At 43.4% G+C, this 26,055-nt stretch carries 19 protein-coding genes and 3 pseudogenes; 19 read left to right on the top strand and 3 right to left on the bottom strand.

Going from position 1 to position 26,055, the window contains the following annotated elements:
* The first annotated feature begins 145 nt into the window (after positions 1–145).
* Positions 146–751: pseudogene (locus HI950_RS37185) on the top strand (XF1762 family protein).
* Positions 752–1,587: 836 nt separating this feature from the next.
* A complete protein-coding gene (locus HI950_RS29670; protein WP_187768191.1) occupies positions 1,588–2,151 on the top strand; it encodes a Uma2 family endonuclease in 564 nt (187 codons plus the stop codon).
* Between the two features lie 266 nt (positions 2,152–2,417).
* Here HI950_RS29670 and HI950_RS29665 read toward each other — a convergent pair whose 3' ends face one another.
* Positions 2,418–2,630 carry an alpha/beta-type small acid-soluble spore protein gene (locus HI950_RS29665; RefSeq protein ID WP_169089241.1) on the bottom strand — a complete coding sequence of 71 codons (213 nt, stop codon included), beginning with the start codon at positions 2,628–2,630 and terminating at the stop codon, positions 2,418–2,420.
* Between the two features lie 416 nt (positions 2,631–3,046).
* On the opposite strand from HI950_RS29665, the gene HI950_RS29660 reads away from it, so the two are divergent.
* The 8 genes and pseudogenes from HI950_RS29660 to HI950_RS29625 form a co-directional block, all read left to right on the top strand.
* The gene (locus HI950_RS29660; protein ID WP_169089243.1) at positions 3,047–3,808 is read left to right on the top strand and encodes a hypothetical protein; all 762 of its coding nucleotides are present in this window, start codon (positions 3,047–3,049) and stop codon (positions 3,806–3,808) included.
* 948 nt (positions 3,809–4,756) lie between these two features.
* A complete protein-coding gene (locus HI950_RS29655) occupies positions 4,757–5,107 on the top strand; it encodes a PadR family transcriptional regulator (RefSeq protein WP_169089245.1) in 351 nt (116 codons plus the stop codon).
* A complete protein-coding gene (locus HI950_RS29650) occupies positions 5,082–5,975 on the top strand; it encodes a permease prefix domain 1-containing protein (RefSeq protein ID WP_169089247.1) in 894 nt (297 codons plus the stop codon). Before HI950_RS29655 ends, HI950_RS29650 begins: the two co-directional genes overlap by 26 nt.
* A gap of 463 nt (positions 5,976–6,438) precedes the next feature.
* A complete protein-coding gene (locus HI950_RS29645) occupies positions 6,439–6,930 on the top strand; it encodes a hypothetical protein (RefSeq protein ID WP_169089249.1) in 492 nt (163 codons plus the stop codon).
* 1,327 nt (positions 6,931–8,257) lie between these two features.
* Positions 8,258–9,445: a hypothetical protein gene (locus HI950_RS29640; protein WP_169089251.1), complete on the top strand. Its 1,188-nt coding sequence runs from the start codon at positions 8,258–8,260 to the stop codon at positions 9,443–9,445.
* 751 nt (positions 9,446–10,196) lie between these two features.
* Positions 10,197–11,492: a hypothetical protein gene (locus HI950_RS29635; RefSeq protein ID WP_169089253.1), complete on the top strand. Its 1,296-nt coding sequence runs from the start codon at positions 10,197–10,199 to the stop codon at positions 11,490–11,492.
* A gap of 1,207 nt (positions 11,493–12,699) precedes the next feature.
* Entirely contained in the window at positions 12,700–13,128 is a 429-nt protein-coding gene (locus tag HI950_RS29630) for a glycoside hydrolase family 38 C-terminal domain-containing protein (RefSeq protein WP_169089358.1), read from the top strand.
* Positions 13,106–13,453 (top strand): annotated as a pseudogene (locus tag HI950_RS29625) (sigma factor); the annotation flags it as partial. The gene HI950_RS29630 and the pseudogene HI950_RS29625, both read left to right, overlap by 23 nt.
* 148 nt (positions 13,454–13,601) lie before the next feature.
* Here the strand turns inward: HI950_RS29625 and HI950_RS29620 are convergent.
* A complete protein-coding gene (locus tag HI950_RS29620) occupies positions 13,602–14,207 on the bottom strand; it encodes a TetR/AcrR family transcriptional regulator (protein WP_169089255.1) in 606 nt (201 codons plus the stop codon).
* Positions 14,208–14,399: 192 nt separating this feature from the next.
* On the opposite strand from HI950_RS29620, the gene HI950_RS29615 reads away from it, so the two are divergent.
* Positions 14,400–15,179 (top strand): nuclear transport factor 2 family protein, encoded by a 780-nt coding sequence (locus HI950_RS29615; RefSeq protein WP_169089257.1) that lies wholly within the window; start codon positions 14,400–14,402, stop codon positions 15,177–15,179.
* 193 nt (positions 15,180–15,372) lie between these two features.
* Positions 15,373–16,242 carry a YhgE/Pip domain-containing protein gene (locus tag HI950_RS29610; protein ID WP_223285588.1) on the top strand — a complete coding sequence of 290 codons (870 nt, stop codon included), beginning with the start codon at positions 15,373–15,375 and terminating at the stop codon, positions 16,240–16,242.
* Positions 16,243–16,318: 76 nt separating this feature from the next.
* Here HI950_RS29610 and HI950_RS29605 read toward each other — a convergent pair.
* Positions 16,319–17,395, bottom strand: a pseudogene (locus HI950_RS29605) (CynX/NimT family MFS transporter); the annotation flags it as partial.
* Between the two features lie 17 nt (positions 17,396–17,412).
* Here HI950_RS29605 and HI950_RS36545 point away from each other — a divergent pair.
* The 7 genes from HI950_RS36545 (at position 17,413) to HI950_RS29575 (ending at position 26,008) form a co-directional block, all read left to right on the top strand.
* Complete coding sequence (locus tag HI950_RS36545; RefSeq protein ID WP_262985738.1) at positions 17,413–17,547, top strand: hypothetical protein; 135 nt, start codon at positions 17,413–17,415, stop codon at positions 17,545–17,547.
* Between the two features lie 332 nt (positions 17,548–17,879).
* Complete coding sequence (locus tag HI950_RS29600) at positions 17,880–18,836, top strand: ABC transporter permease (protein WP_169089259.1); 957 nt, start codon at positions 17,880–17,882, stop codon at positions 18,834–18,836.
* A gap of 16 nt (positions 18,837–18,852) precedes the next feature.
* A complete protein-coding gene (locus HI950_RS29595) occupies positions 18,853–19,725 on the top strand; it encodes a carbohydrate ABC transporter permease (protein WP_223285587.1) in 873 nt (290 codons plus the stop codon).
* Positions 19,726–19,766: 41 nt separating this feature from the next.
* Complete coding sequence (locus HI950_RS29590) at positions 19,767–21,404, top strand: extracellular solute-binding protein (protein WP_169089263.1); 1,638 nt, start codon at positions 19,767–19,769, stop codon at positions 21,402–21,404.
* 106 nt (positions 21,405–21,510) lie between these two features.
* Positions 21,511–22,626 (top strand): glycoside hydrolase family 88/105 protein, encoded by a 1,116-nt coding sequence (locus HI950_RS29585; protein ID WP_317618472.1) that lies wholly within the window; start codon positions 21,511–21,513, stop codon positions 22,624–22,626.
* Positions 22,627–22,778: 152 nt separating this feature from the next.
* Positions 22,779–24,476 carry a cache domain-containing sensor histidine kinase gene (locus HI950_RS29580; RefSeq protein WP_223285586.1) on the top strand — a complete coding sequence of 566 codons (1,698 nt, stop codon included), beginning with the start codon at positions 22,779–22,781 and terminating at the stop codon, positions 24,474–24,476.
* Entirely contained in the window at positions 24,473–26,008 is a 1,536-nt protein-coding gene (locus HI950_RS29575) for a response regulator transcription factor (RefSeq protein ID WP_169089267.1), read from the top strand. The genes HI950_RS29580 and HI950_RS29575 overlap by 4 nt, the downstream gene beginning before the upstream one ends.
* Positions 26,009–26,055 lie beyond the last annotated feature (47 nt).

The raw sequence follows: 26,055 nt of genomic DNA, 5'->3' as shown, positions 1-26,055 counted from the left end.
TACGGGACACGTATGTTTTTTTGCGTCTCCTTTTTTTTGTGCCCAAAAGAGGAGGAATTGGAAATTGGATTATATCGTGCACAGTGGATTTAGCTTCTCTATTCCTGTACCGGTGAGCTTTTACTGGATTTTCATCCACGAAGAGATGAAAAAATACCTGATCTATTCGGACGACGAGCTCAACCATCGCCGATGCGAACTACACAACGAGGGATTTGAATTACTTTGGGATTCGGCACAGAGCCGCAAGCAAGCGACCCGTTACATGGCCGATTATTATCCGGAGTATGACAAATTCGATACGGTCTTAACTCCCGTATCTTTCCGTCAGGCCTGCGACTTCATCAATAAGCATCATCGGCACCATGTGGCGCCACAGGGGATGAAGTTTGCCCTTGGGTTATCAAACGGTGAACGGCTTATTGGAGTTCTCACGGCGGGTAGACCTGTATCCAGGCATCGCGACAATGGATAAACGCTCGAAGTGACGCGTCTTTGCGTCAACAACGCGTATATTCACTCCTGCAGCAAGCTTTATGCTGCTGCACGACGTGTATCGAGAGAAATGGGCTACCGATCACTGATCACGTATACGCTCGATGAAGAGTCTGGTTCATCAGTTCGAGCCGCGGGGTTTCAGTTATTGGGAAAAAGTCTTGGTGGCAGCTGGAATAGTCGAGGAAGGCAACGAGAAGATAAACATCCAACCGGTCTGAAAAAATATTGGATGGTGAACATTGCAGGAAATTGAATTTACTCAAGGGGGAAATTTCGAATGTTACAAGTAAAGAGATTCGTAATGCTGCAGATGATAATAGCTATTTTAGCCACGCTAAGCTGCGAAAAGGTGCGATTGTATGCCATTCGCAATCGAGGTGTGTCACTAAACCGACCACCGGTTCTGCCGTCCTGGTATTCCAATAAAAACGGAATCCAAAAGCGTGCTAAAGGGAAGGAGCTAGTGTTCGTGGATATTCCCATAAGTTTGCTTTTTTCAGGAGACGAACCGATTCATTCGGCTCAATTAAAATGCTCCATCTATAAGTTAAAAGGAATCGGTCTCCGGTATGCGAAACGGGGATGCCGGACATTGAAAGTCGCATCGTAATGGGTGGCAATTAGCAAAGAACTTATCAAAGGAGGAAATAAAAAATGTGAAAAGCTCAACGAGGGGTATTGGCTACGGGGTGAACAAAAGTACTGCACATGAATTGAGAGAAGGTTGAACCAATCCTATGGCTATGATTCTTATGGCGAAGGCGGGTACAGCATAACTGAATGGATAAAATCTGTTTGCGAAGTTAAGTCGGTTCCAGCTGCTGCCGCGGCCTCAAAGGCCAAAAAGGTCAAAGTCAAGCCGAAGGCTCCTGGTCAGCTCGTCAACGGTTTCCGGATCAGCAATGAGACGCCTAAATTGCTATCGAGTAGGAAGGCACAGCAAGGATCAGAAATTGTGAGATAGGTGAAACACTGCTAATAATCGGGTAATACTGTTGATAATAAACGAGTGAAAATTAGCAACGATCCGTTTGATCATGGTACAATTAGTAAAAGTTCACACGAAAAATCATAAGGAGGTCGAACATTGTGTCAAATCCAGATGAGAAGAAAATTCATACCTATCAAGATTGGTTGACATGGGACGGATCGTGGGAGTTAATTAACGGCAAAGCCTATAATATGTCTCCAGCTCCGACCTCATTGCATCAATTTATTGTAGGTGAGCTTCATTTCGCCCTACGGACGTTCTTCCAGAATCGGAGTTGCTATGTGTTTGTGGCTCCGTTTGATGTGTTTTTCAGTGAAAGTGAAGAGTATCAATCACCCGATCAAGTCACTCAACCGGATCTCTCGGTTGTTTGCTCGAAGGACCAAATATCCAAGAACGGTTGTCACGGTGCGCCAACTATAATCATTGAAGTGCTGTCACCTTCGACTGCATTGAAGGACTTTAATGAGAAGTTCAACTTATATCAAGAGCATGGAGTGCAGGAATATTGGATTGTCGATCCTGGGAATCGAACAGTACATGTATATGCGCTGCAGGATGGCAGTTACCAGGTACGTCATTTATATACGGAGCAGGAAACGATCCAATCCATTGTCTTTAAAGATTTACAAGTGCCTATGAACACACTGTTCAGTTTATAATAACAAACACAATCAGCCGGCGAGATACACTCTCGACCGGTTATTTTTTTGTCCCTCGAAACCTAAGTACCTTGGCTATACGAATGTTTTGCTCCTAATACCTTATCTTCGTTTTCTCAAAGATTTCCTGAAGCGTGAGTAAATACAGCGTAGCGTGTTGTAATTTATCATCTATAGCTCATTAAACAAGTTGAACAGTAACTGAACTTTAAATAGCCCTCCTAGTCTCTATATGAGATTGAGGAGGGCTATTTTTTAATTTTATATTAGAATCTTCTTGTCCCTGAACCAAGTGATTGTTCTGCAATTTGAATTAATGTTCTTGTGATGTTTCCACCAATAATACCTGCATCACGAGTAGTCATATTCCCATTGTAACCATCTGAAGACCATTGAATTCCAAACTGCTGTGCTACCTCATATTTCATTTGGTCAAGTGCTGGTTGTGCTTGTGGAACGACTAGACTTTTTCTGCTCATGTATGTTCTCTCCTTAACTGGATGTGAAGTTATTTTGTGGATTTTTTTGCTTTTTATACATCTACTAAAGGAATTAGAAGTGAAATGTACTTATGGTTTTATACATACGTTCATTTACGTAAACCACCTAAAGGTGAAAAGTAGTAGTAGACGTATCTATTGTAGTAGGACATGATCCTATAACCATAGCCAAAATGGACAAGAACATATATCGTTAGCCGTGATCAACCATGTCGACCCGATTACTTAACCAGCTGGAAAGGAGCGTATGGTAAAATGATAGCAACAACGATATTAAACTAACTCGCAGGAACATGATTTAGAAAAAACAAATAGTTAAAACATTACAAGATTAAAAGATAAATCACGGGCACACATATCTGTGTGCCTCCTACGGCCTGCAAAGGAGGAATAAAATGTCTAGACAACGAAAGGTGAAAAAGTCGTTGATGCAAAAGATAAAGAAAACCATTCATACTCTCACGAAACCAAAAAACCAACGTAAGAAAACTAAGAGTCGGAAAACCACCCCTACAAAGACGACGACTAAAACTAAGGACGAGAGCAGCATAACATTGCAGAAGAAATTGGAGCGGGATTTGACCTTGAAAATGTCGCAGGATATGCAAAAGATTAAGATTGAAATGGAACAAGAACTCTTGAAAAAATTGACAAGCAAAAAAGATACAACGAATAGTGATGGGGATTTTTCATCAGAATTAAAGAAAACGAAAATGAAAAAAGTCTCCAAAGATGTGACTACAGGAAAGTCATCCACTAAAAAAACAATGGGGAAATTCAAACCGCAAACGGATTGTACATTACTTAAATTACTTACTTTGTCCGAAAGTTTAGAACGCAAAGTAGTTGTCGGCTATGAAGTTTTAGATAATAGTAATCAGGAAATCTGGGGAATTGACATCCATGAAGGTGCCAAATTGGGTAGGGCTAAAAAGATCTTGAATACAAAGGTAAAAAGCCGTAAAGTTGGTTCGGAACGACAATACTATTTAGTGCATGTAACGGATGATACCCTGTATTACTCTGATGAATACGCTAAAGAGGCCATAGAGCGAGGAAGACTGAAAATCCGGAAATATACACCGGAATTAGCTTACGCTATCAAGAGCGCATACGATTCAGGATACAAAAATAATAGTAAACTGCCTAAACTATGATAATGACCGGGATATTCGCCTTGCCGAACGCTAAAACACTTATGAAGTCTGGGAACTACAGGTAAACGATGATAAAAAGGGAGGGGAGATCCCCTCATGTTTGCAGCTGATTATATTCCTGCAGCATTAGTGACCGAAGTATTGAGATGTTTAATCCCGTCGTACTCGAAACTCACTTTCCGATCCTCGGAGAGCCAATGAATTTCCCTAAAATCTTGTAGACCAGATTCGATGTAACCCTTCCTGTCCCCGTAGTCTTTCATTACCTCCATCGTTCGCACATGCTAAATGCAGTGTCGGAGATCGAACCGCCGTAGAAGAATCAAAGGTAGATTTAATTCCGCTCATTGAAAAATATGAAAGAGTTACCACCATGCTTGAACAGATTGAAAAGGACATCAAAGCTCTGCTTTCTGAGTCCTATCCGCTTAACACTATCAGTCTCCACACCTTGGACAGGTATAACGAATGAATGTAAGAGCAGAAACAATTTGTGATGGTGAACCTCCAAGGGATTGTGGAGTATGCGTGCTAGAAACCACCTTGGGAATATTCCTAATAGTTCCTTCTATTTCCTCATACCCTGCCCACCACTACAACTGGTATCATCTGTGCAGCTTCTTATAATTGACCTCATTCAAGGTGATGAAATCCTTCGAATGAGTGAGTATATGTGAGATAAACCCTTAAAACCGAGAGACGGGTAATGATAGATAAACAGAGGCTTTGAACAATAATTATCTCGTCAATAGCTGCCGGCAGCATTATCAGTTGTGCAGCACATTTGCTGCGATCTTATAAACCATAAGTTTGTTTCGCAACCCTCCAAACGAAAGGTTGCTGGCTCAAAGAGTGCGACTTGAGACTTTTTTAAAAAACGAGGTTGCGTCTTCCTTCATATTTAGTTATTCTTTATACATAGAATAACTAGGTAAGGTGGGGCAGTCATTGCGTAATGAAATGATTAAAGGATACATAGATGCGATCGTGCTGTCAGTACTGGGCCGCGAGGATGCATATGGGTATGAAATCTCGAAGATCGTAAACGAGGAGACTGCGGGGCTTTTAGAGATGAAGGAAGGAACGTTGTATCCCGCCCTGAAACGGATGGAAGCGAACAATTACATCGAAGGCTACTGGGATGAACGTCCATCAGGCCCACGTCGGCGATACTACCGAATCACAAAACAGGGGCTGAAAAAGCTGGAGGAGAGTAAGCAATCCTGGGTGGGCAATTTACGAATTATAAATCTTTTTTTGGGTGGGGAGGCACATGGAAAGGGTTCGGCATTACATTGATAGTATATTAGAACGTAGTTATTTGAAAAAGCGGGAGAAAAGTCAATGTGCTGAAGAGATGGAAGCTCATCTCCATTGCTCTATACAAGAATTGCTCGATCAAGGCTTCAACCCTGAAGAGGCGATCGACAGATCAATTAGGCAGTTTGGTTCCCCGGAAGAGTTGAACTACCGATTGACAAAAGAGACTTACGGGTATTCCGGAAAATCCATTCGTGAGGTCGGAAGAGGCTTAGTTCTACTGTTTTTATGCTCTACTGCAGGAGGACTATTTTTAAGCAGATTTGGGGTCCATAACCGTTATATCGAACTTCTGCCTATAACCTGTGTCGTGGTGTTATTTTTATGCTTGTCGCTTCTCTTAACACGCAAGAACGTTGATCGGGTTTGTTTAGTGTCGGTTCCATTATTTTTCTTTGCCGGGTACCTTCAAGCTTATTTTCAGGTTCTCGTACATACATTTAGAGGCCAAGAGTTCACCCTGTTTCAAAATCTGTTCTTCAGCGGCGTTTTTGATACCACTGGAGGCCTTTCCATATTCTCATTTGAATTAATGGGAATTGGGAGTATATGTTTGGCTATTCAATCGTTAGTTCTATATGCAATATGTCATAATCGGTATATCGCGTTGTTGCCGTTCGGATTGTCCATCACTTTAACGCTGATGCATATGGTGACGTTCAGGCTTTATGCTTTAATCGGTTCGTCTATTCGCTCCCCTGTCTATTACGGATATGAACGGTTTGCTAATGGTGACCCAGCTCGGATTGTCGACATAGCCCTGAAGCTCTCCGTATGTCTGTTGCTCTTCATTGTAATCAGGTTGTTCGACTACTATGTATCTCAGCGCAAAGTACGTACGGTCTAGTACCAGATAGATTGCCGCGTACTAGCCTTTGTTACGCTATCTGACAAAATAGCATGGTGCTAGTCTAGAAGATTTTATTCTTTTACTAAGCCAACGTTTAAAGCCGTGGAGCGAAAAAATGGAGAAATTCGGGGAATGAATTAAAAAAACGGATTACTCGCAGGTAATTTGGGGAAATGAAAAAGTTCAAAGAGGGCAGATTGTGGTTTTCAACTGATCCCACATCTGTTTCCGTCCAAATTTCCATGCTTCGATGTGCTAGCAGATTATAAAGCTGTAAAGTACGCAAGTACCAAGTATTCGTAATGCTGGTCTACCGGATAAATTTGAAGTCAACTTATCGCGTTTGTTAGAACGATCAATGAGTGAAACATGTAAAATGAGCTTCCGCTTTTCCGAATCAAGAGGCCATGAACAATAACGTTTTATCACTCTATAACAAACCACTAAGGAGGAGTTTAGTTTGAAATTAAAAAGAAATTCTCCAGGCATTCTTGGTGTTCTTGTTCTCGCAATATGCATTTTTTTTATTGTCAGCTCACTAACAGCAAATGCAGGGGAAACCGAGGAGGACTTGGTACGTTCAGTACTCAAGAAGTACGAGGCTGCAGCGCAGAAACATGATGTGGATAGCATAGTTCAATTCTCATTGGATCTTAGTTGGCCTAAGCAAGAACAATTCAAAGCAAACGTGGTGCAACTCGATGAGAAGGTTTATAAATTTGAAACGATCTCTCTTGAGAGGGTTGAAAAGGATCTTTACAAAGCAACTGTGCTGGCTGAGACCGAATCCTTGAAAGAAACACAAATGGTGGTACCTGTATTAAACATAAATGGGCAATGGAAAGTCATCGTTGGACAGGATGTCCACGATGGAAATTCACAAGAAGCAAGTCAAACCATTAAATCTGCGGAATTTTATAAAAGTCACTTTACTAATCAGCCTAACCAATAGTTTAGGTGGTATTTAACCAATGGGGGTAAGTGTCGAAGCTGTAGGTTATATATGAAATTTTAGACATCCGAAAACGTCGATAAAAAGGTCCGGTGGAAAACAACCTCGGGGCCTTTTTTTGTTCAGGTGAAGTTCGTGGCGGGTTGCGCCTATTAGACATAAAATCGTCGGAATCTAGTTTTCGCTGGACAATAACTCTAAACATAATCAATTGTATCCTCGTACTTAAACTCTAACTGGTAGTTGGTTTGGTTTAATCCACATACTTGGGATTAAAAAGGAATTGCTGAATGTGTGTTTCCCTGAGGAAAGTAAATGAAAAAGCTGTAATCATAATTTCTGAACCCAAAAGGGTTCGCAGTACTTGCGATTAAACGTCTTATCTAATTCCTTTATAACCTAAGAAACTTATCTTATCAAATTGGTTACTCCGAATAGATATGAATAAGATTATACGGTCGATTCTCTTTGATGTATTGTGTCAGCAACACTTGTACTCGGACCGGCAACGATTGGGGACTGTATTTCTTAGCTGTTACTCGGTTCCGTCTTTAAAAGTTACACCTAAAATTCAGCCTTCCTGTTTTTGTATACAGATTTCTGCCCTGACATCGATCTGCGGCGTGAATGCTATACATATAGCTCCATAGACACCTTTTGTAAGCAGGGAAAACCTGATCTAACACAGCTTGGAATTGCAACTTAGTCTGCCACCCCTTCTTGAAAGAGTAGTCCATTAGATTGTGAAGTTAGGGAAACTTTTATTTTGGGGATTAACCACCCTTGGTACAACAGATACTTTTTACTTTATTGTCCGATCGGATCTTCATATTTACATTTGCCTCCTTCTATCCTGCTTCATTCATAGCCCCCCTTAGTTATTATCCTAGGAACGGAGTTCCTGCGTCCCTGGGATTTACCTATAGTTTTGTTATTAGAAGGGGGAAGAGGGGAGTTTGGGGTAAAAGGAATCTGACTATAAAAACTTTACAGCCATTCGAAAATGGATCGTACAAGATAAAAAGATATTTCGCGAAGGATACGATTGCGTATGCGAAAGAGGCAGGCATACCACTCAAAAAAAGAAAAAGAAAAAGAATAAGAATAAATGAATTGAGTCGCATCTTGTATCCGGCTCTTTATTTATGTCTTTTTTCAATATTAAAGAAATTCAATTTCCTTCACAAAATCAACCCGGCACTTTTTTAGAAATATTTTTATTATCTGGAATGAATATCGAGCACGGACACATCTTATATTGTGTATTTGACGATTCACCTTTAGAATGGAAGGAGGAAACCCGGATAATGGAGGGGAACTCTAAAAAATGAGCAAAAAACTTATGAATGCACTTGAAGATTGCTCGAATGAAATTCTATCTTCCGTAAACGGTGGTAAGGTTCCTTCGGGCAGCAAAGAAGATATTATTAAGAGAATGGTTGATGTGCGACTCAATAAATTTATTAACTTCAATACGACCGAACTCGATAAGTCCTTTATTTCTATTGGCCGTGATGTCAATTCGTTAAAAGAAAAACAGTTGATAGCCAAACAGCAAGGATCGAATCTTGAAGAAGATGAACTTTATGAACTCGAGTTCATGGATCTGAAAATGAACATACTTGAGGCCGCAATTGTAACTAGGAAAGAGGTACGTTCAAAAAAGGGAGACCATCCCGTACTTCAAAAACATATTGATTATCCGATCTTTAGTGTGGATCGCCCTGGAAATGTTACTTTAGCAAAACTCCAGCAAGGTAATAACGGTCTTCTTGTTGAAAAAAGAGGTGGTGGTTATCGAACGCTTCTCTTTCAAAATGAGCGTGGAACTTTGCTGACTGATTACGATCATCGTGTTTTTGCAGCTGTGTGCAAAATCTGTTTGGATAAAGGCATGCCAAAAGAGTTACGTGTTGAAATTGGTGATATCGTAAGTGAGTTAAAGATCCCAAATCCAGGTGGAGGCGACTACCAGAACATTCGGAACAGCCTCATGGATATATATAGCACATCGATCATTTTTCAAGAATCAAATGGTCAAGATTCCGAAGAAGATATTGAATATGAGTATCATCGAATTTTTCAGAAATTCGCTGCAAGAGGAAATAAGTTTGCCAGTTTCACAGTATTGTTTCAGGACTATATTTATGAAGCGCTACAACGCGGGGAATTTGTAAATATCAACATTTACCTTATGAATGACCTTACTCTAAACATTGCTAAGAGCTTGTATAAATTCATTTTAACCGAATACAGTAAAGAGGAAAAAGATTTATATGAGTTCGATTTTACTACATTGAGAAATCACATTGACATTGATAGAAATAATACAAACCGGGCTCGTCAAACCATTAAGAAGGGGTTCCAAGAACTTCTCGAGATCGGAATTATAGACAGCGTAGAGGATGTAAAAGTAGGCGTCGGGAATTGGGTTTACTATGTACAAGCCAATGCAGTTCAACTAAGGTATGCAGCTAAAAGCGAACGCGAAAATCAATTACAAACAATTATCTGAATTTAGAATGTAGTAGCCTCCGTTTGTATGGGGGCTCTTTTTTTTAGAAAAAATACATCAGAAGACATATTTTTATACGTTGTAAGACGAAAAATACAATAGAAGACGAATTGGTGTACATCAGAAGACGAAAAATACGTTGTAAGACGATTTCATATACATTAAAGTACGAATAATACATCAAAATACGATTTTTTATACGTTGTAATACGAAAAATACGTTATAAGACGAGAAAGTGATCTGCAGACAAAAATAAAGAGAAAATATGAAATAATTCGGTTTTAAAAAAATACGTTATAAGACGGTGATGTATACAATAGAATACGAAAAATACTTTGTAATACGAATAATTAATACAATGAAATACATTCTATACGTTGTAATACGAATTTATATACGATAGAAGACGAAAGATACGATAGAAGACGAATTTTCATACGTTATATCCGAATTGCTTCACTTTCCTTATGATGGTAATGTCTAAAAAGGAGATAAAATAAAATAAACCCTCGAAATATCGAAGGTTTATTCTATAGGAAGTTCAGTCGCCAAACTGACTTCACCGCTCTCAGTTCCACACTGATAAACAACATATCGCGCCATGCACTTTGCTGGAACAAAGTAATGGCCCATTAGACTTCCTTCAAGAAAAATGTCTTGTAGAAGGTCTGCTTTTTGTTGCCTTTTTATTATCTATCAATTATAACAAGCAATTCCAGCTACGTCTAGCATATTGAAAGGAGGTTTGACATGAAGCAGGGTAAGGTTACTCAATCCAATTATATGACGCTTAATAACAAAATGCCTTCACCATCTTATCCTGTTTCTGTCGATTACTCCTTTCTCACTGCTCTCTTGAATTTAGAAAAGGCTTACCATAACGAAGAACCAAAAAATTTCAGAAAAAATAGTCACCCTATTCGTAAAAATCACGTGACTGAAACATCATTGCGCTTGCTGATGACTTTAAGCAGACGTTTCAATACTGAAGGAACGCTATCGGGCGTCTCTATTCACGCGCTTTATTCTCTAATGAAGGAGGAGTATGAATCCTCTTGTTCAAAAGAGCAATTTTACGCTGAAATTGCTAAATTTAGAGCGTGTGGTTTATTGAGTATGACCCATGATGGTGTTGTCACTATGATGAAGATTGAACCGTTCAAGAGGAATACTGAACGGTTTATTCTCGTTCATCCTTTCGTGTTTTCTGCAGCCTTTACGAAACTAGAGTTAGCAGCTCAAAAACTATTGATATATGTATTATCACGTACCGGCAGCTCAAAACAACGTGACTTTAAAGAATCGCTTTATGAAAATTGCTGGATCTATACGCTTACTCATAAAACGAGACCGTCTCAGATTAAGAAACTTCTTAATATTCTATCTAAAGCTGCTCCACTTAAAGATACTCCCCTCATTGGATCCTTCTCAGTAGAGAAGGACGCAACCGGCAGATGGATGATGAGTTGTAAATTGAATGCAGCATATACTGTAAGACACCAGCAAGGCAATCATTATAAACTTGTCCCAAAAGCCAAAATTCCTTATTCTAAAACAGTTTCCAAGCTCCGATTATTGCTCTCAATGTTTAAGATTCGAGAGTTCGAGAACATTGAGAACGGTCTTTCATTTTTACGTTTAGTTAAGTTACTAAAAAATGCAAGTATGAAAACATTACGCTTTGCAGTTCAAAGAATATATGATCTTTTAAAACACCCCGGTAACTGGAGCAAAGACTTGGTTTCAGCAATTGAGTTTGAACTACGCGATCAATCATTCATTTCGTTTAATAAAATAGTCAATGATACAGGCGTGAATCGTTACTTCGGCATCGGAAATGATCCATTAACGGATGACTCAAGACCATACCAAATATATCGCTTTTTATCAGCTAGATTATCTCTTAAGTCACTAAAGAGGGTCTGCCTAATGGCCATTCCAGCGTTGGAGAGTAGATTTGGTAAAGAACTAAACACAGTCAGTATTCTGAATAATGGTGTAGCTGAGGATTTCTACATAGAGGATTATCTTATAAGCCTCGCATGAATGACAAATTCGCCATACCAAATTTTGGCCCTCCGAAGGGAGGGCTGTTTTTGCTGTCTTCATTCTTTATTTTCTTCTAGAAGGTATGTTAATTGAATCATAAAAAAGTGAATTAGCAGATGACTTGGTACAAGCAACTGTTATTTTAATTTATACATTGTTATAAATTTAGAAAATGATCGCTGATTTGCGTTAATCGGTTATAAAATTAGACAACAATATGATGATATTATTTCAAGGTTGTGGATAAATGAATGATTTATAGCTCAATTGTTAATCCACAAGAAAAAATCTGTTGTTATTCTAATTTATTAACATGTTTATAATTAAGTCTTATTTATTAGCAATTAGCAGAATCGTGTCTAATTTATTAATCATGCCTCAGTTGTTTCCTTATATATATCAAGGCCTCAGGCCTGTTAATAACCTATCTATAAGATTTTGTTTTAATAGATACTATTAATTAATAGATATATACATCAACACTTAGTCATCTCTTTCCTATCATTTCTCTTAACGAAAAAATCAAAGTACATTTATAACTCAAATAATTCAATAGAACTTACCCAGCAGTGAAATCATCCTAAGTTAGCATCAGCTAAATTCCTCAATTAAAAGGATAAAATTCTCTTTCTATGAGGAAATTAATATTGTTAATGGTTGTTTTTTTTGCTCACTTACAACCCATTTACTATTCTATGAAAGAGGAAATTATTTATGCCTAAAACCAGTAAAAAACAATAATGTTCTAATTGAGCTACTTTAATATGTTCGTCTTCAGTTCGCCACCGTCTCTACTGCGTTGCAGGTTTATATTCGTTTTTATCAAGAAATGACCATTAACCCCATTAACTGCTAGTGCCAAATAAAAGGGTATCAATAGTCACATAGATGGGGGTATTGCCACACTGAAGGGAGTTAAGTAGGCACATCTTTAACGTAGACCAGCCACTGGCCTCCGCTCAACTAGGGTGAAGCGGCCGTCCTGCATCATTCGACAAGATACCATGTGTCTTGCCGGGAAAAACGGTAATCTCCGCGATCTCGTCCTGGTTTCACGAGGCATCGTTCAAGACGACATATTTTCATGAAAACGGAATAACGATGCCATTACGAGGTGGAGTGGAATCGTTAGGACCAGCTCGTCAAGCTGTTCGATAGGGGCGCCAATCCGGCACGTGCTTAAGCAAGGTAAGCTGGGCAACTACTGCAGGTGTTCGATGACAAGTCGAAAGGTCGGCACGAAGCGTGGGACATTGATATTTACTATCAAGAGAAAATGAGACTCATCATTACTTTAGCTACTGTGTTGGTCTTGGAGAAGTGCCCTCTCCGGACCGTAATCGGCTTCGAATGGACATACGGTGGCTCGATCATCAATCAGCGGATGCTGTTTTACGCTGGCTGCCGTCACATCGATTTCGAGACGCAGGTTGATTGGCACGAGCGCCGCCAGCTGCTCAAGGTTGCTTTTTCGGAGGACTTCCATGCTGACGAAGCGACGGTCGATATCCAATTCAACAGCGTTCGCCGCCCGACGCCGACGCATTGGAATACGTGCTGGGACTATGCAAGAGCGCGGTTACGGGTAAGTCTGCTGAACGGGTTGTGTCCACAACGTCAAAAAATTCGATAACACGGGCGAGGATCTCGAGGACTTGATCTCGATTGGCACGATTGGGTTAATTAAGGCGATTGAGAGTTTTCAAACGGGCAAAGGCACCAAGCTCGCGACCTTCGCCGCTCGCTGTATCGAGAACGAAATACTTATGCATCTTCGCAGCTTGAAGAAGACGCGCAAGGACGTATCCTTGCATGATCCCATCGGCACGGATAAAGAGTGGAACAAAATCACGTTGATCGACATCCTTGGGACGGAGTCCGACGATGTCGCGGATAAAGTGCAGCTCAAGATCGAGAAGAGCAAGATTTATAAGAACCTGGTGTGCATAGAAAATAAAGTGTTAGACTGAAAAACAAAGTGTTAGACTCGGAAAATTAAGTTGTAGACTGAGAAAATATAGTATTAGACTGGCGGGTGCTTCATTAAGCTCCCTCGAAATGGTTCAGTTCCCTCACTAACAGGCAGAATAGCGACCCTCGCAAATTTTATTCCTCGACGGGGATGCCGGCAGCTTTCAAATGTCCATAGGTAACAATTTTACTAAACTGAGATGAGGCTTCATTCGCAGGAAGAGGCTGATCGTTTTTAATCCACCAAATGACAATCCCCATGAAAGCCGATACGAGATATTCGAGCAGTAATTCCTTGGATATCGCTAAAGGAGCGTTTCCCTGAGCAGGATTCCACCCCTCGTTTAATTTTTCTTTAATGATATTCTCCATTTTGTCTCGAAACTGATAGATTCTGTTCTCTTCAATTAGCATGGCGTAGTAAAAGGTAGTGTTGAGAGAAATATGCTCCAGTACCAGTTGCATGACGGTCTCGAGTATAGAAATGCTGAATGGATTCATGTTGATGGGACAAAGGACGACCGCATCCTTTAATTCGCTCAATAATTCATTCATACATGTATCTAATAAATCGGGTTTATTTTGGTAGTGAAGATAAAATGTATTTCGATTGATCATTGCCCGATCGGCAATATCCTGAATAGTTATCACTTCATATCCTTTTTCCTGAATAAGCTCGTAAAACGCCTTTCGAATCGATTGTTTCGTGCGAAGTATTCTTAGGTCGGTTTTCTTATTCATTATTTTCTGTCCCCTCAATTTATTTAGAAGCGTTAAGCGACAAAGTTTGTTGAGATGTCTGTTATCCTTCAAAACTAAAAATATTGAATATTGAGCGTGATATTACCCTCTATTATAATGAGCGATAGATAAATAAACAACATAACGTTCATTATTTATCTAATGACTATAAACTTCTAGGAGGATATACAAATGAGATCAAAAAACCAAAATAAGTTTGTCCATAAGGCAATCGCTGTGTTGGAAAGTTTTGAGAGCGGCAACTCCGAAGCGATTACGGCTTACGTTCATCCAAATCAATATATTCAGCACAACCAAGGCTTATCCGATGGTCGTGCGGCCATGCTTGGTGCACTTGACCATTTAAAGGAAATTGGTACGAAGGTAAGTAATAAGCGTGCTTTGGTCGACGGAGATTATGTGGTACTTCATTCCATATATGAGTTTTTTGGCCCCAAAATCATCATTGATATTTTCCGTTTTGAGGATGGACTGATTGTTGAACATTGGGACAATATGCAAGGGATGGTAGAAAAGACACCAAGCAACCATACGATGATTGACGGACCGGTCACGATAAAGGATATCGACAAAACAGATGCCAACAAAGAATTTGTCAAAAGCTATGTTGAGAACATATTGCTTGGGAATAACCCCGGCCTTCTTACCTCCTACTTTGATGGTGATAACTACATTCAGCATAGTCCTCATATAGCAGATGGCCTTTCTGGTCTCCATGCTGCATTGCAGGCGCTCAAGGAGAAAAACATTAAATTCGAATATACTCATGTCCATCAAGTGTTAGGAGAAGGGAATTTTGTTCTTACAGTGAGTGAAGGTCTCTTTAATGGTCAGCCCACGGCTTTTTACGACATGTTCCGTGTTGAGAATGGAAAGATCGCCGAACATTGGGACGTCATAGAGGCCATACTGCCGGCAGAAAAACGAAAGAATTTGAACAGCAGATTTTGAGTTTGGTGCAGCTGAATCGAAAAAAAGACATCACCGAAATTAATAACGGTGATGTCTTTCGCATCGCGAATGTACTTGAGCGATAAATCTTTCTTCAAATGGATATAAAAGCGTTGCTGCAGCAACGCTTTTATATCCATTGCGATTAAGTGCACTTGTGAGGCAGCTATATTAAAAGGTGAGCCTTTTACAGATGAACATTGCAAAGTTGATCATCAACAAGATGTTCATTATAAATAGACGAGGAGTAGCGGATCATGAGAATACTGAAACAAAAAATGACGTGGCTGGGAGTGGCAATCGTCCTGGTCGTGTTGATCGTATTCGGGTGTTGGCGATGATGGGTTCGGTGCTCGGATCGAAGCCAAAGGAGCTTCCGGTGGCCCTCGTTGTCCTTGACCAGCCGGCGGAGCTGGCGACTGGCGAAACGTTTGCGGTAGGGGAGAAAATTCAGGAGACACTAGTTTCGAACCCGGCGCTACCATTCGTATGGCATGTTGTGGATTCCGAGGGAAAAGCTCGGAAAGGGATGGATAATCGCGATTTTTACGGAGCGGTAGTGCTTCCGGTTGATCTGAGTACCGGATTGCTCTCGTTCACAACTTCTTCGCCGATTCATCCTATTGTGAAGCTTATCACCAACGAGGGGATGAGCACTCAAGCCTCGACGGACGTAACACAGGCATTGGGGCAAGCGCTGAAAATGATCAACGAAGAACTGTCGCAACAGCTGCTTGGGCAGATTGGGCAGCAAAAGGAGCATATTCCGGTTGAGACGGCGAAGGCTTTTGTGGCACCAATGAACGTTCAGGAGGAAGCCATGCATTCACCGGGGGTGAACAATGCGTCGGGCAATGCGCCGGCTTTGTTGACTCAGATCATGTGGATCGGCAGCCTGGTGACCGGAATAGTCTTGTTCCTGGCTGGCAAGAAAGTGGTCGACGCGGGTTCAAGAAGATGGACGGTCAGTGCACTGCAAGCGATCGTGGGACTTGTGATCGTAATCTTTTCATCAGGCTTCACTATTTGGATGGCCTTGTTCCCGCATTTTCGAGAAGGGTGAATGGCGAGATCCGTCAGCGTGAGCTTATCATTCGCATAAGGCGATGGATAAAGGTTCAAAATATCGTAGTACACAATTACAACTTTGCAGAATCAACAAATTGATTCCTGGCCGCACCCAAACCAACCATACCGAGCAAAGCAGAAGCGCCAACCAACGTTAAGAGTGGAGTGCTCCAACTATGAGTGGCATCATGCAAATATCCAATTAGGGCTGGGCCAATTGCGGCCAGCAGATATCCGATGGATTGGGCCATCCCCGATAATTCAGCAGCCTGATGGGCACTTTGGGTACGCAAGCCGAAAAACATCATAGATAGGCCAAAGGCAAAGCCCGCGCCAATACCTAGAACAATAACCCAAATTGAAAACAGATGGATACTGCTATAAAGAAGTCCAAGGGTTCCAACCAAAAGCAGAATCGTTGTAATTATCACTAACAACCGTTGGTTAGACATGCGCCCGGCTATAACAGGAACGATAAATGCAAAAGGGAGCGAAGCTATAATCAGAATCGAGAGAAACCAGCCTGATTGATTTGAACTGATGCCCTGATCTTTTAGTATTTCTGGTAGCCATGCCACCAGCACATAAAAAATGGTTGATTGTATTCCCATAAAAAGAGTTACCTGCCATGCTAGTGGAGAGCGCCATATATTAATTTGATGGTTGTTCCCTGCGCTGCTGGCAATAGCGGCTGGTTTCGCTGGAGCCTTGAGTTGCGGTAACCATACGAGAATGGAGATAACGCTAAGTATCCCCCATACTCCCACGGCTAAGGGAACCCTAATACCCGAAGCGATCGCCCCGCATAGATTCATGGAAACAGAATAAACCCCTGTCATAGTACCCATTTGCTGCGGAAATTCCCGTTTAATCAGGCTCGGTAATAATACATTACATATGGCAATAGCGAACCCCAGAACTGCGGTTCCAACATACAAGGTCACCACCCCAGATAACGAGCGGACAGCAATGCCTATAGTCAAAACAATAAGGGAAATGAGGATAATACGTTCTACACCGTATCTACGTCCTAGTTTTGGTATAAAGGGTGATAACAATGCAAATGCTATCAGTGGAACTGTAGTAATCAGGCCTGCTAAGGTATTTGAAATATGGACGTTCTCTCGAATCATACTAAGGCCGACAGATCTTCGAAGTTCATGCGATGATGCATGTCATCATCGAGAACCGGTTTATCGATTCGATGGACGACTTTTCGGAATCGGAGCTTCAGGCCGTCCTGAAGTTCTTTCAAATGATGATCCAGCATAACGACAATAACGCAAAAGGGGAAGAATGAGACAATGGGAAAACAGCGAGGCTTACGATAATAACAATCGTAGGCTTCTTAGGGGCGGGAAATTATGAATGCGCTTTCATAACTCGTGGCTGTCAGCCATTCCCGGCATTGCTCAACCTCTCGATAAGCAGCAGACAGCCTCTGAGTAATCATTACATGCCTAAGGAGAAACAAAAATCGCACAGAAAGACCTCAAGATATTTAAGGCTGGCACTGGCGAACAAGCAGTATATTATAACTATCGCATCTTCGAAAAATATAAGCGGTATAAGAGTGAAACTTATACATTCTTATATTTTAAACAAAATGTTCAGTAAGAAAGAGGGGGAGCCATGAAAGTAACGCCTGCTGCCGTAGGAACGGATCAAGCGCCTGCAGCCAAAGAGGCTTTCTACCAGACAAAGCGGTTTCGGCAAAATATTCCGTTGTTTGCCATGCTTATACCGGGGGTGCTTTATTATCTGATCTTCCGCTATGCGCCTATGGGCGGTCTTGTGATTGCCTTCAAGGACTACAATTTTCACGATGGCATATGGTCAAGTCCGTGGGTGGGGTGGAAATATTTTGAGGTTTTATTTCAGTCTAACGTTACATTGCAGATTATCTGGAACACCCTTACCTTAAGTGTTCTGAATCTGGTGTTCGGGTTTCCTGCGCCGATTATTATCGCGATTGCCTTGAATGAGGTGCGGAAGACTTGGCTAAAGCGCTGGATTCAAACGGTTATTTATTTGCCTCATTTTTTGTCCTGGGTTATCGTTGCAGGCATTGTCCTGACCCTGTTCTCCATCGAAGGCGGTACCGTTAACAAGCTGCTGGGTCAATGGGGATGGGAGCCGGTGCCTTTCCTGTACCGAGCGGACTCATGGATCGCCATCTTTATCGGCTCCGGCATGTGGAAGGAGATGGGCTTCAGTGCTATTATTTACCTCGCCGCTCTCTCCAGCATTGACCCCAGTTTGTACGAATCCGCGGGGATGGATGGAGCAGGGAAGCTGAGACAGATTTGGCATATTACCCTGCCGGGCATCCGCCCTACGATTATTCTTCTGCTGATTCTGGGAGTAGGTCGTCTGATGGAAGTAGGATTCGATCAAGTTTACAATTTACAAAATCCTACTGTATTGGAGAAGGCGGAGGTTATCAGCACCTATGTATATAAGGTGGGGCTGCAACAGGCTCAATTTAGTCTGACCACAGCTATGGGGTTGTTTGAGTCTTTTGTTGGACTGGTGCTAGTTTTGTCGGCCAATGTATTGGCCCGTAAATTCGATCAGGGATTATTCTGAAGAAAGGAGGCTGCGCTTGAGGGAATCCATAGGCGGTAAATCATTTGTAACCTTTATTCATATCATTTTGATTCTCATATCGCTCACCTGCATCTTGCCTTTTTTGCATCTGCTTGCGTTGTCCGTAAGCTCAGGGCATGCGGTTGATCTGGGACAGGTCTTGTTCTGGCCGGTGGGACTTGATTTCACCGTTTACAACTACTTTTTCGAGAATACGCCAGCCTTGCGCGCCTTTACCAACAGCGTGATCATTACCTTGGGAGGAACGATCTTGAGCATGTTGGCCACGGTGCTGACGGCCTATCCTTTATCCCGACGGTACCTCTACGCCCGCAAGCCGATCACAATGGCTGCATTATTCACCATGCTCTTCGGCGGAGGCATGATCCCGACATACCTGGTCATGAATAGCCTGCATTTAATCAATACGTATTGGGCCCTTTGGTTTGCCGGGCTAGTCAGCACCTATAATATGTTAATTATGAAAAGCTATTTTGAGAGCGTTCCGGGAGAAGTGGCCGAATCCGCCCAGATTGATGGCTGCGGCGAGGTTCGACTGCTCATGCGCATTATACTCCCCTTGTCTCTTCCTATGCTGGCTACGCTGACGTTATTTTACGGGGTTGGCTACTGGAATATGTTTATGAGCGTCATTCTTTACATTAATGAGACGAGTTTGCAGAATCTAACCGTTGTCGTTCAGGGGATGCTGCAAATTCAGGGAAACTTCAACATGGCGGCCATGGATATGATGCAGCAGCAGGAAATGGTATCCGAAAAACTGAAAGCGGTAGGGGTTGTGGTGATGGTCGTGCCCATGCTGGCGGTATACCCCTTCCTGCAAAAATATTTTGTCAAAGGCATTATGCTTGGCTCTATTAAGGGTTAGCGGCAACAAGGAAATTCATTATAAATTGAGGGGGATTCCACATGTTTGGACAAACATTCACACCAAGAATGAAGTTCGCGTTGGCACTGGGGCTGTCCGCAGTTATGGCAGCAGGGGCAGTCGGTTGCAGCCAAGCGGAAACAGGTTCAAAGGGGAAGAGCGAAAAAAAAGCTACAATTACCGTCTCCAACTATGACAGGGGAAATATTCCCGCAGCGGAGGGAACGGTTGAGGAGAACCGTTGGACCAAGTGGATTAATGAGCGTTCTCCTGTTACGGTCAAGTTTGTGCCGGTGGCACGGGCAGAGTCGGTTAGAAAGCTGAATGTGATGTTCGCATCGGGCAGTGCGCCGGATATTGTCAATGATTTCGATACGGGGTTCCGGAATTCCCTGTATCAGCAGAAGCAATTATTGCCTCTGGACGATTATTTGCAATATGCGCCTGAATACCAGAAGTTGTTGGAGAAGTACCCCCAGCTTCGCAAAGTAGGCACTAAGCCGGACGGCAAGCTGTACGAAATCGGTAAAATTAATGAGCCTCATCTGCAGAGTGTAGCCTTTATCCGAATGGATTGGCTGAAAAAGCTCAATCTGGAGGTTCCGAGAACGACCGACGAATTGCTTGATGTTCTGAGAGCATTCGTGGAGCAGGATCCTGACGGTAATGGGAAGAAGGATACTTATGGAACCAATATGAGCTACACCTCGGGCGGCATGGTGGATTCGATGTTTGGCTCGTATGGATGGAAAATCTCCGATGATGATAAAATTGTTAGAACCTGGGATAACACACTGGAGTCCCTTAAATTTAAGAAGACATTATTTGAAGAAGGACTTATCGATAAGGATTATCTCGCGGATAAGAATGGAGCTAAAGCCAAGCAGGATTATCTGAACGGTAAAATAGGCGTGTTCCTTCCCCCTGCTATCACTAACTGGTTTGAGAATACGGTAACGGACATTCAAACGCTCCGCAAGGTTGTTCCGGAGGCGGAGATAGCGCCGATGGAGCAGCCCAGATCTTCCATGGGGCAATTCGTTCATCATGTGGTTAATCCGGTTCAAATGACCACGGTGATCAATGCTGCGGCCAAAGACCCCAAGGCCGCCATGGAATATATTAATTTCATCATCAAGCCGGAGAACGCTCTGATTCTGAAGAAAGGAATTGAGGGAGAGCATTGGAGAGAAGGCGAGGACGGTTTTCCAAAGGTTATCGATCCTGAGAAGAACGTCAAGGAACTGGACTGGGCCATGGACTATTCCATGTTCTATTCGATCCCTGAGAATCCGCTTCTGATTTCCACCACTGCGTTCGACGTGAACGATCCTGACCAGAAGGCCGGACTGGAGATGTTGAATAAAGCAGACGAGTTTCTGCTTAATCCCGAAGCTCAATATCCTGCGTTAAGCCACTATGAGCATATGCCTTCTCTGCCGAGCGAGCTGGTGGTGATCAACACCAATATCGACAAAGAAATCCAGGACATCTATACCAAAGGCATTATTGGAGGTGCTCAATATACAGCTGAGCAGGCGATTGCAGATGCGAAAGCTGCCTGGGAGAAAGGCGGCGGCAAGCAGATTGAGGAATTTATGAACAATTGGTATAAGGAAAACATGGAGATCGCTTTCCTTGGCAAGGATATCCTGGAGCTGGTTCGCTCCCAGCACTAGCAAGGGGTGCGGGATCTGGAATATAGGATGAATGCGAGCCTAGTTCGGACATGATCGAGCTAGGTTTGCTTTCGGCACGTTGTATATGAGAAGGAGTAGATGAATAGTGACCAATGAAATACTGCTTCAAAAAATATCGCGGGTAGTGGACAGGCTTATGAATCTGGGCGGCAGCGATTATGAAAAGGATAAAACCGTGGATCAAGCCGATACAAGAAAAGGGATCGTCCAACGAGATTTCGGAATAGAAGAATGGGACTGGCCTCAGGGTGTCGGTCTTTATGGTTTATACAAGCTGCAAGAATATTACCGTGATAGCCGTTATATAGAGTTTTTTCAAGGATGGTATTCCCGCAATCTGGAGGTGGGTCTGCCGTCCAAAAATATTAATACGACAGCTCCCTATCTGGCTTTGGTTCATCTTCTGGATCGACTGGAGACATCCAACCAACTGGAACAGTTATGCCAAGATCATGCGAACTGGCTTATTCATGAGCTGCCCAAAACGAAAGAAGGCGGCTTTCAGCATACAGTCACGGCCATTGGCAATCGGGATGGAGTTCACTTGCACAATGGGCAGTTATGGATTGATACGCTCTTTATGGCGGTTCTGTTCCTGAACCAAGCCGGGCGCAAATTCAATCGACCGGAATGGGAACAGGAAGCCGTTCATCAGATTCTGCTTCATATCAAGTACTTGTACGACAAACATAGCGGACTGTTCTTCCACGGCTGGAGTTTCGAGCGTAATGATAATTTCGGCAGCATCTTCTGGTGTCGTGGCAATTCTTGGTTCACCTACGGTCTCGTCGATTACCTGGAAACTTGCCAGAATACGATTAATCCGGGCGTTCGGGAATTTCTGATTGATACGTACAAGGCGCAGGTCAATGCCATGGTTCCGCTTCAAGCGGCTTCCGGTCTCTGGCACACCGTACTGCGCGACCCCGCCAGCTATGAAGAGGTATCCGGGTCGGCTGCCATTGGCGCGGGTATCCTGAAAGGCATGAAAATCGGTATTCTGGATTCCTCCTATGAGGCTGTTGCGAACAAGGCTATCCAGGCGGTATGTCAAAATATTAGCGAGGATGGAACCGTGCTGAATGTGTCGGCTGGAACCGGTATGGGAATGGATAGCGACCATTATAAGAACATCACGATCATGCCGATGGCATACGGACAATCCCTTGCTCTTATTGCCTTGTATGAGGCTTTAAAATAATATAAATATAATATGAAACTCGAGGAGGGAGCCGACTGCATCCGAAGAGCTGTCTGGGGTATATAGCCGGAAAAATAAAGGGCAGCTTCAAGATCAAGCTGATCGTCCTGCTCTCGTGTATGGTAACACTTTCCTTTGCCTTGGCAGGTTGGATGGTTTATCAATCGAATATCCAATTAATGGAGGACGAAATTAGCAAGCAGTTCTCCATCGCCACCGAACAGGCATTGAACAGACTGGAGATGTCCTTCCAGGAAATCAACCGGGTATCCCTATCTATTACCCTGAATCCGTCCATTGAACGCTTTCTTAAAGAGAACATTGTTTATGAAAGCGATTCCTACACTCAATTCAAGAACCGCAAATACGTGGAAGAACAGTTGAATATGCTGCTGGTGGATGCCCCGTCCATCAGTTCCGTGTTTCTGTACAATGAGAAGGGGGAACTGACGGTTCTCTCCAAAACCGGTGCGTCGGGAGAACCGGGAACGAATGACTTGACCAGACTGATGGAAAAGCTTGAGCCTCATAGAGGGAATATGGTTTGGAGCCGGGCCGAGGCGGTCAGCGCCATTGATCCGAACGGACGCAGAACCGTTCTGATTGCTGCCAGACGGATGCTCAATGAGAAGCTGATCCCGTACGGCACTATGGTGATGGTGATAGAGGAAAATCTGGTATCCAAGGTGCTGCGGGAACTTATGCATAACGGCAGAGGCAAGTTATTGCTGCTGGAACCTATGGGCGGCATGCTCTACTCCAATACCGACCAGAGCGAGGCGGAGCAGCTCTTGCAACTGTCACAGGAAAGTTATCCCCAGCATGTCGAAATGGATGGCATCACCTATCTGTTCGTCCGACACGAGTTGATACCGGCAGGCTTTACCTTATACGGAGGAGCTTCCTTGCAGGAGATACAGAGGAGAAATAAAGACATTATCCGAATATTGGTATTCGCTGGAATCGGTATCATCCTGCTCAGTGCACTGCTGATTACGATTTCGACCCGGACGTTTCTGTCTCCTCTAGGCCATCTGATGCAGGGGTTGCGGATGTTGCGTTCCGGCGATTTCACGGTTCGTGTCAAGGTGAATTCCGGCGACGAGCTGGGGTACATCGGAGATAGCTTCAACAACATGGCGGAGCAAGTGAGCGAACTGATCAACAAGGTATATCTGGCTCAGATCAGCCAGACGGAATCGGAACTGAAGGCCATCCAGGCACAGCTGAACCCTCATTATCTGCACAACCTGTTCAATGAGCTGTATTGGAAGCTGTACAGCAACGATCAGGAGGAGACGGCGCTTCTGATCCACGCCATCTCGGAGATGTTGAAGTATTCCCTTAAACCTGTCCAGACGGATACGACTCTTGGCGAAGAGTTGAATCAGATCCGCAATTACATCAAGATCCAGACGGAACTATTCACCGGCGAGATTGAAACGATTATTCAAGCTGATGAGTCCTTGCTGAATCTGAGGATGATGCGATCCCTTCTGCTGCCGGTGGTGGAGAATGTGTTTGTACACGCTTTCCGTGATATGGATCAAGACCGGGTGCTGCGGATCAAAGCGTTTCTATTAGATGAGGCGCTTCATATCGAGGTGGCTGATAACGGATGCGGTATGGATAAAGAAACCTTGAGAACCTTGACAGAGGTGGAGGATGTGCTGCAGGACGGCAATAAACTAGGGATCGGCTACAAAAGCGTGCTTCGGCGCATTCAGCTGGTATACGGCTCCGCATATGGAGTGAAGATTACCAGCAGTAAAGGGAACGGAACAGTTATTCACATGACGCTTCCTATTAAATCCGGGACACCGGGGAGTCATGAGGAGGGGGATAGATGAAGGGCAAGCTGTTTATTGCCGAGGATCAGCCCAACTTCCGCAAGGGACTGCTGAAGCTGGCGGGGAAGCGACCTGCCGACTGGGTAGTGACGGGAGAAGCGACTAATGGTCGGGACGCCTTGTACATGATGGAGCAAAGTGTCCCGGATCTCTTGCTGACCGATATTCGGATGCCCCATATAGATGGATTGCAGCTGACAGAAGAAATCAGAAGCCGCGGCTGGATGACGAAGATTGTAATTGTAACCGGATTCAAGGATTTCTCGTATGCCCAGTCCGCCGTCAAGTTCGGCGTGCAGGACTTTATCACCAAGCCTTGTGTAGAATCGGATATATTAAGCGTACTTGATCGGATTTATGTACAGTTGATTCAAGAAAGCCAGACCCAGCTCTCGGTGGAAGGCTGGAGAAGTCAGCATGAAGACAGCGAGCTGCGCTCGGCTATTATGGGCTTGCCCTGCAACGGCGAAGAGGTGGAGGCTTTGCTGAAGCGGATGAAGCAATGCGAACTGCACATTCTCCGTATTCCTACCTTTTTCCCCACGGAGAAGCATTATTCCGACCAAGATGTACCGCTGTTGCAGTTCGCTTTCGCCAATATTGCCGGTGAGCACTTGATTAGATGGTTTCCCGGCAGTTTTCGCCTGTTTCCCTTGAACGCATCGGAGTGGGCCTTATTGGTGGATCGGAGTTCTTCCCGATCGGATATGTTCCCCTCATGGCAGCAGATACTCGCCGATTCGGTTCATCATTATTTGGGACTGACTCTTGAATGCAGCGAACAAGGGCTATGTGCTACCACGAAGGAATTGTACCAGGGCTACAGACGATATTGCAACGAGGGGAGGCGTGATCACAGTTCCGCCGGTGAATCATTGCTCAACCAGACGGCGCTTTACGAGAAGGAGAGGGAAATTATAACCTGGCTGATGTCGGAGGATAACAGCCGCCTGGGTCAGGAACTGCAGGAACAAGCCGTTCGGATCAGCCGGTTGCCCCCGCAAGCCGCCAAGATCGAAGCGCTGCTGCTGGTTGCCGCTATTCTCCGGCTGGTGCAGGTTCAGTTCCCCGAATGGCAAATGACCGTGCGTTCCATAGAGTGGGATGTTGTCTACCAATGTGTGACGTCGGAGGATATAGCGACATGGCTGCAGGGATATATCGATGAATTTCTGCAGTCTCACAATACCTGGCTTGCCAGCAAGAATGATAATCCGGTCAAGCAGGCCATCCGGTTTATTGAAGAATCATACATGGGGGTATGCGGCTTGGCTGAGGTGGCGGCTCATGTCCATCTCAACCCCAGCTACTTCAGCAAACTGTTTAAAAAGGAAACCGGGGAAGGTGTAATCGGCTATATTCAGAAGCTGCGCGTACAGAAGGCGAAGCTTCTATTGAAAAGCACAGATATGAAAATATTCGAAATTGCCGAGGCTACCGGCTTCAACGACTCCAATTACTTCACGCATATGTTCAACAGGATAGCAGGAGTCTCCCCCAAAGAATACCGCAAGCAGATGGTTGGCCCGTGACTCTTATATGGACTCCAAATCTATTATAGTGTCCAAATCTATTATAG

This window comes from Paenibacillus sp. PL91 (genome assembly GCF_012935325.2).
Lineage (GTDB): Bacteria > Bacillota > Bacilli > Paenibacillales > Paenibacillaceae > Pristimantibacillus.
This window is presented reverse-complemented; position numbering and strand designations above follow the sequence as displayed.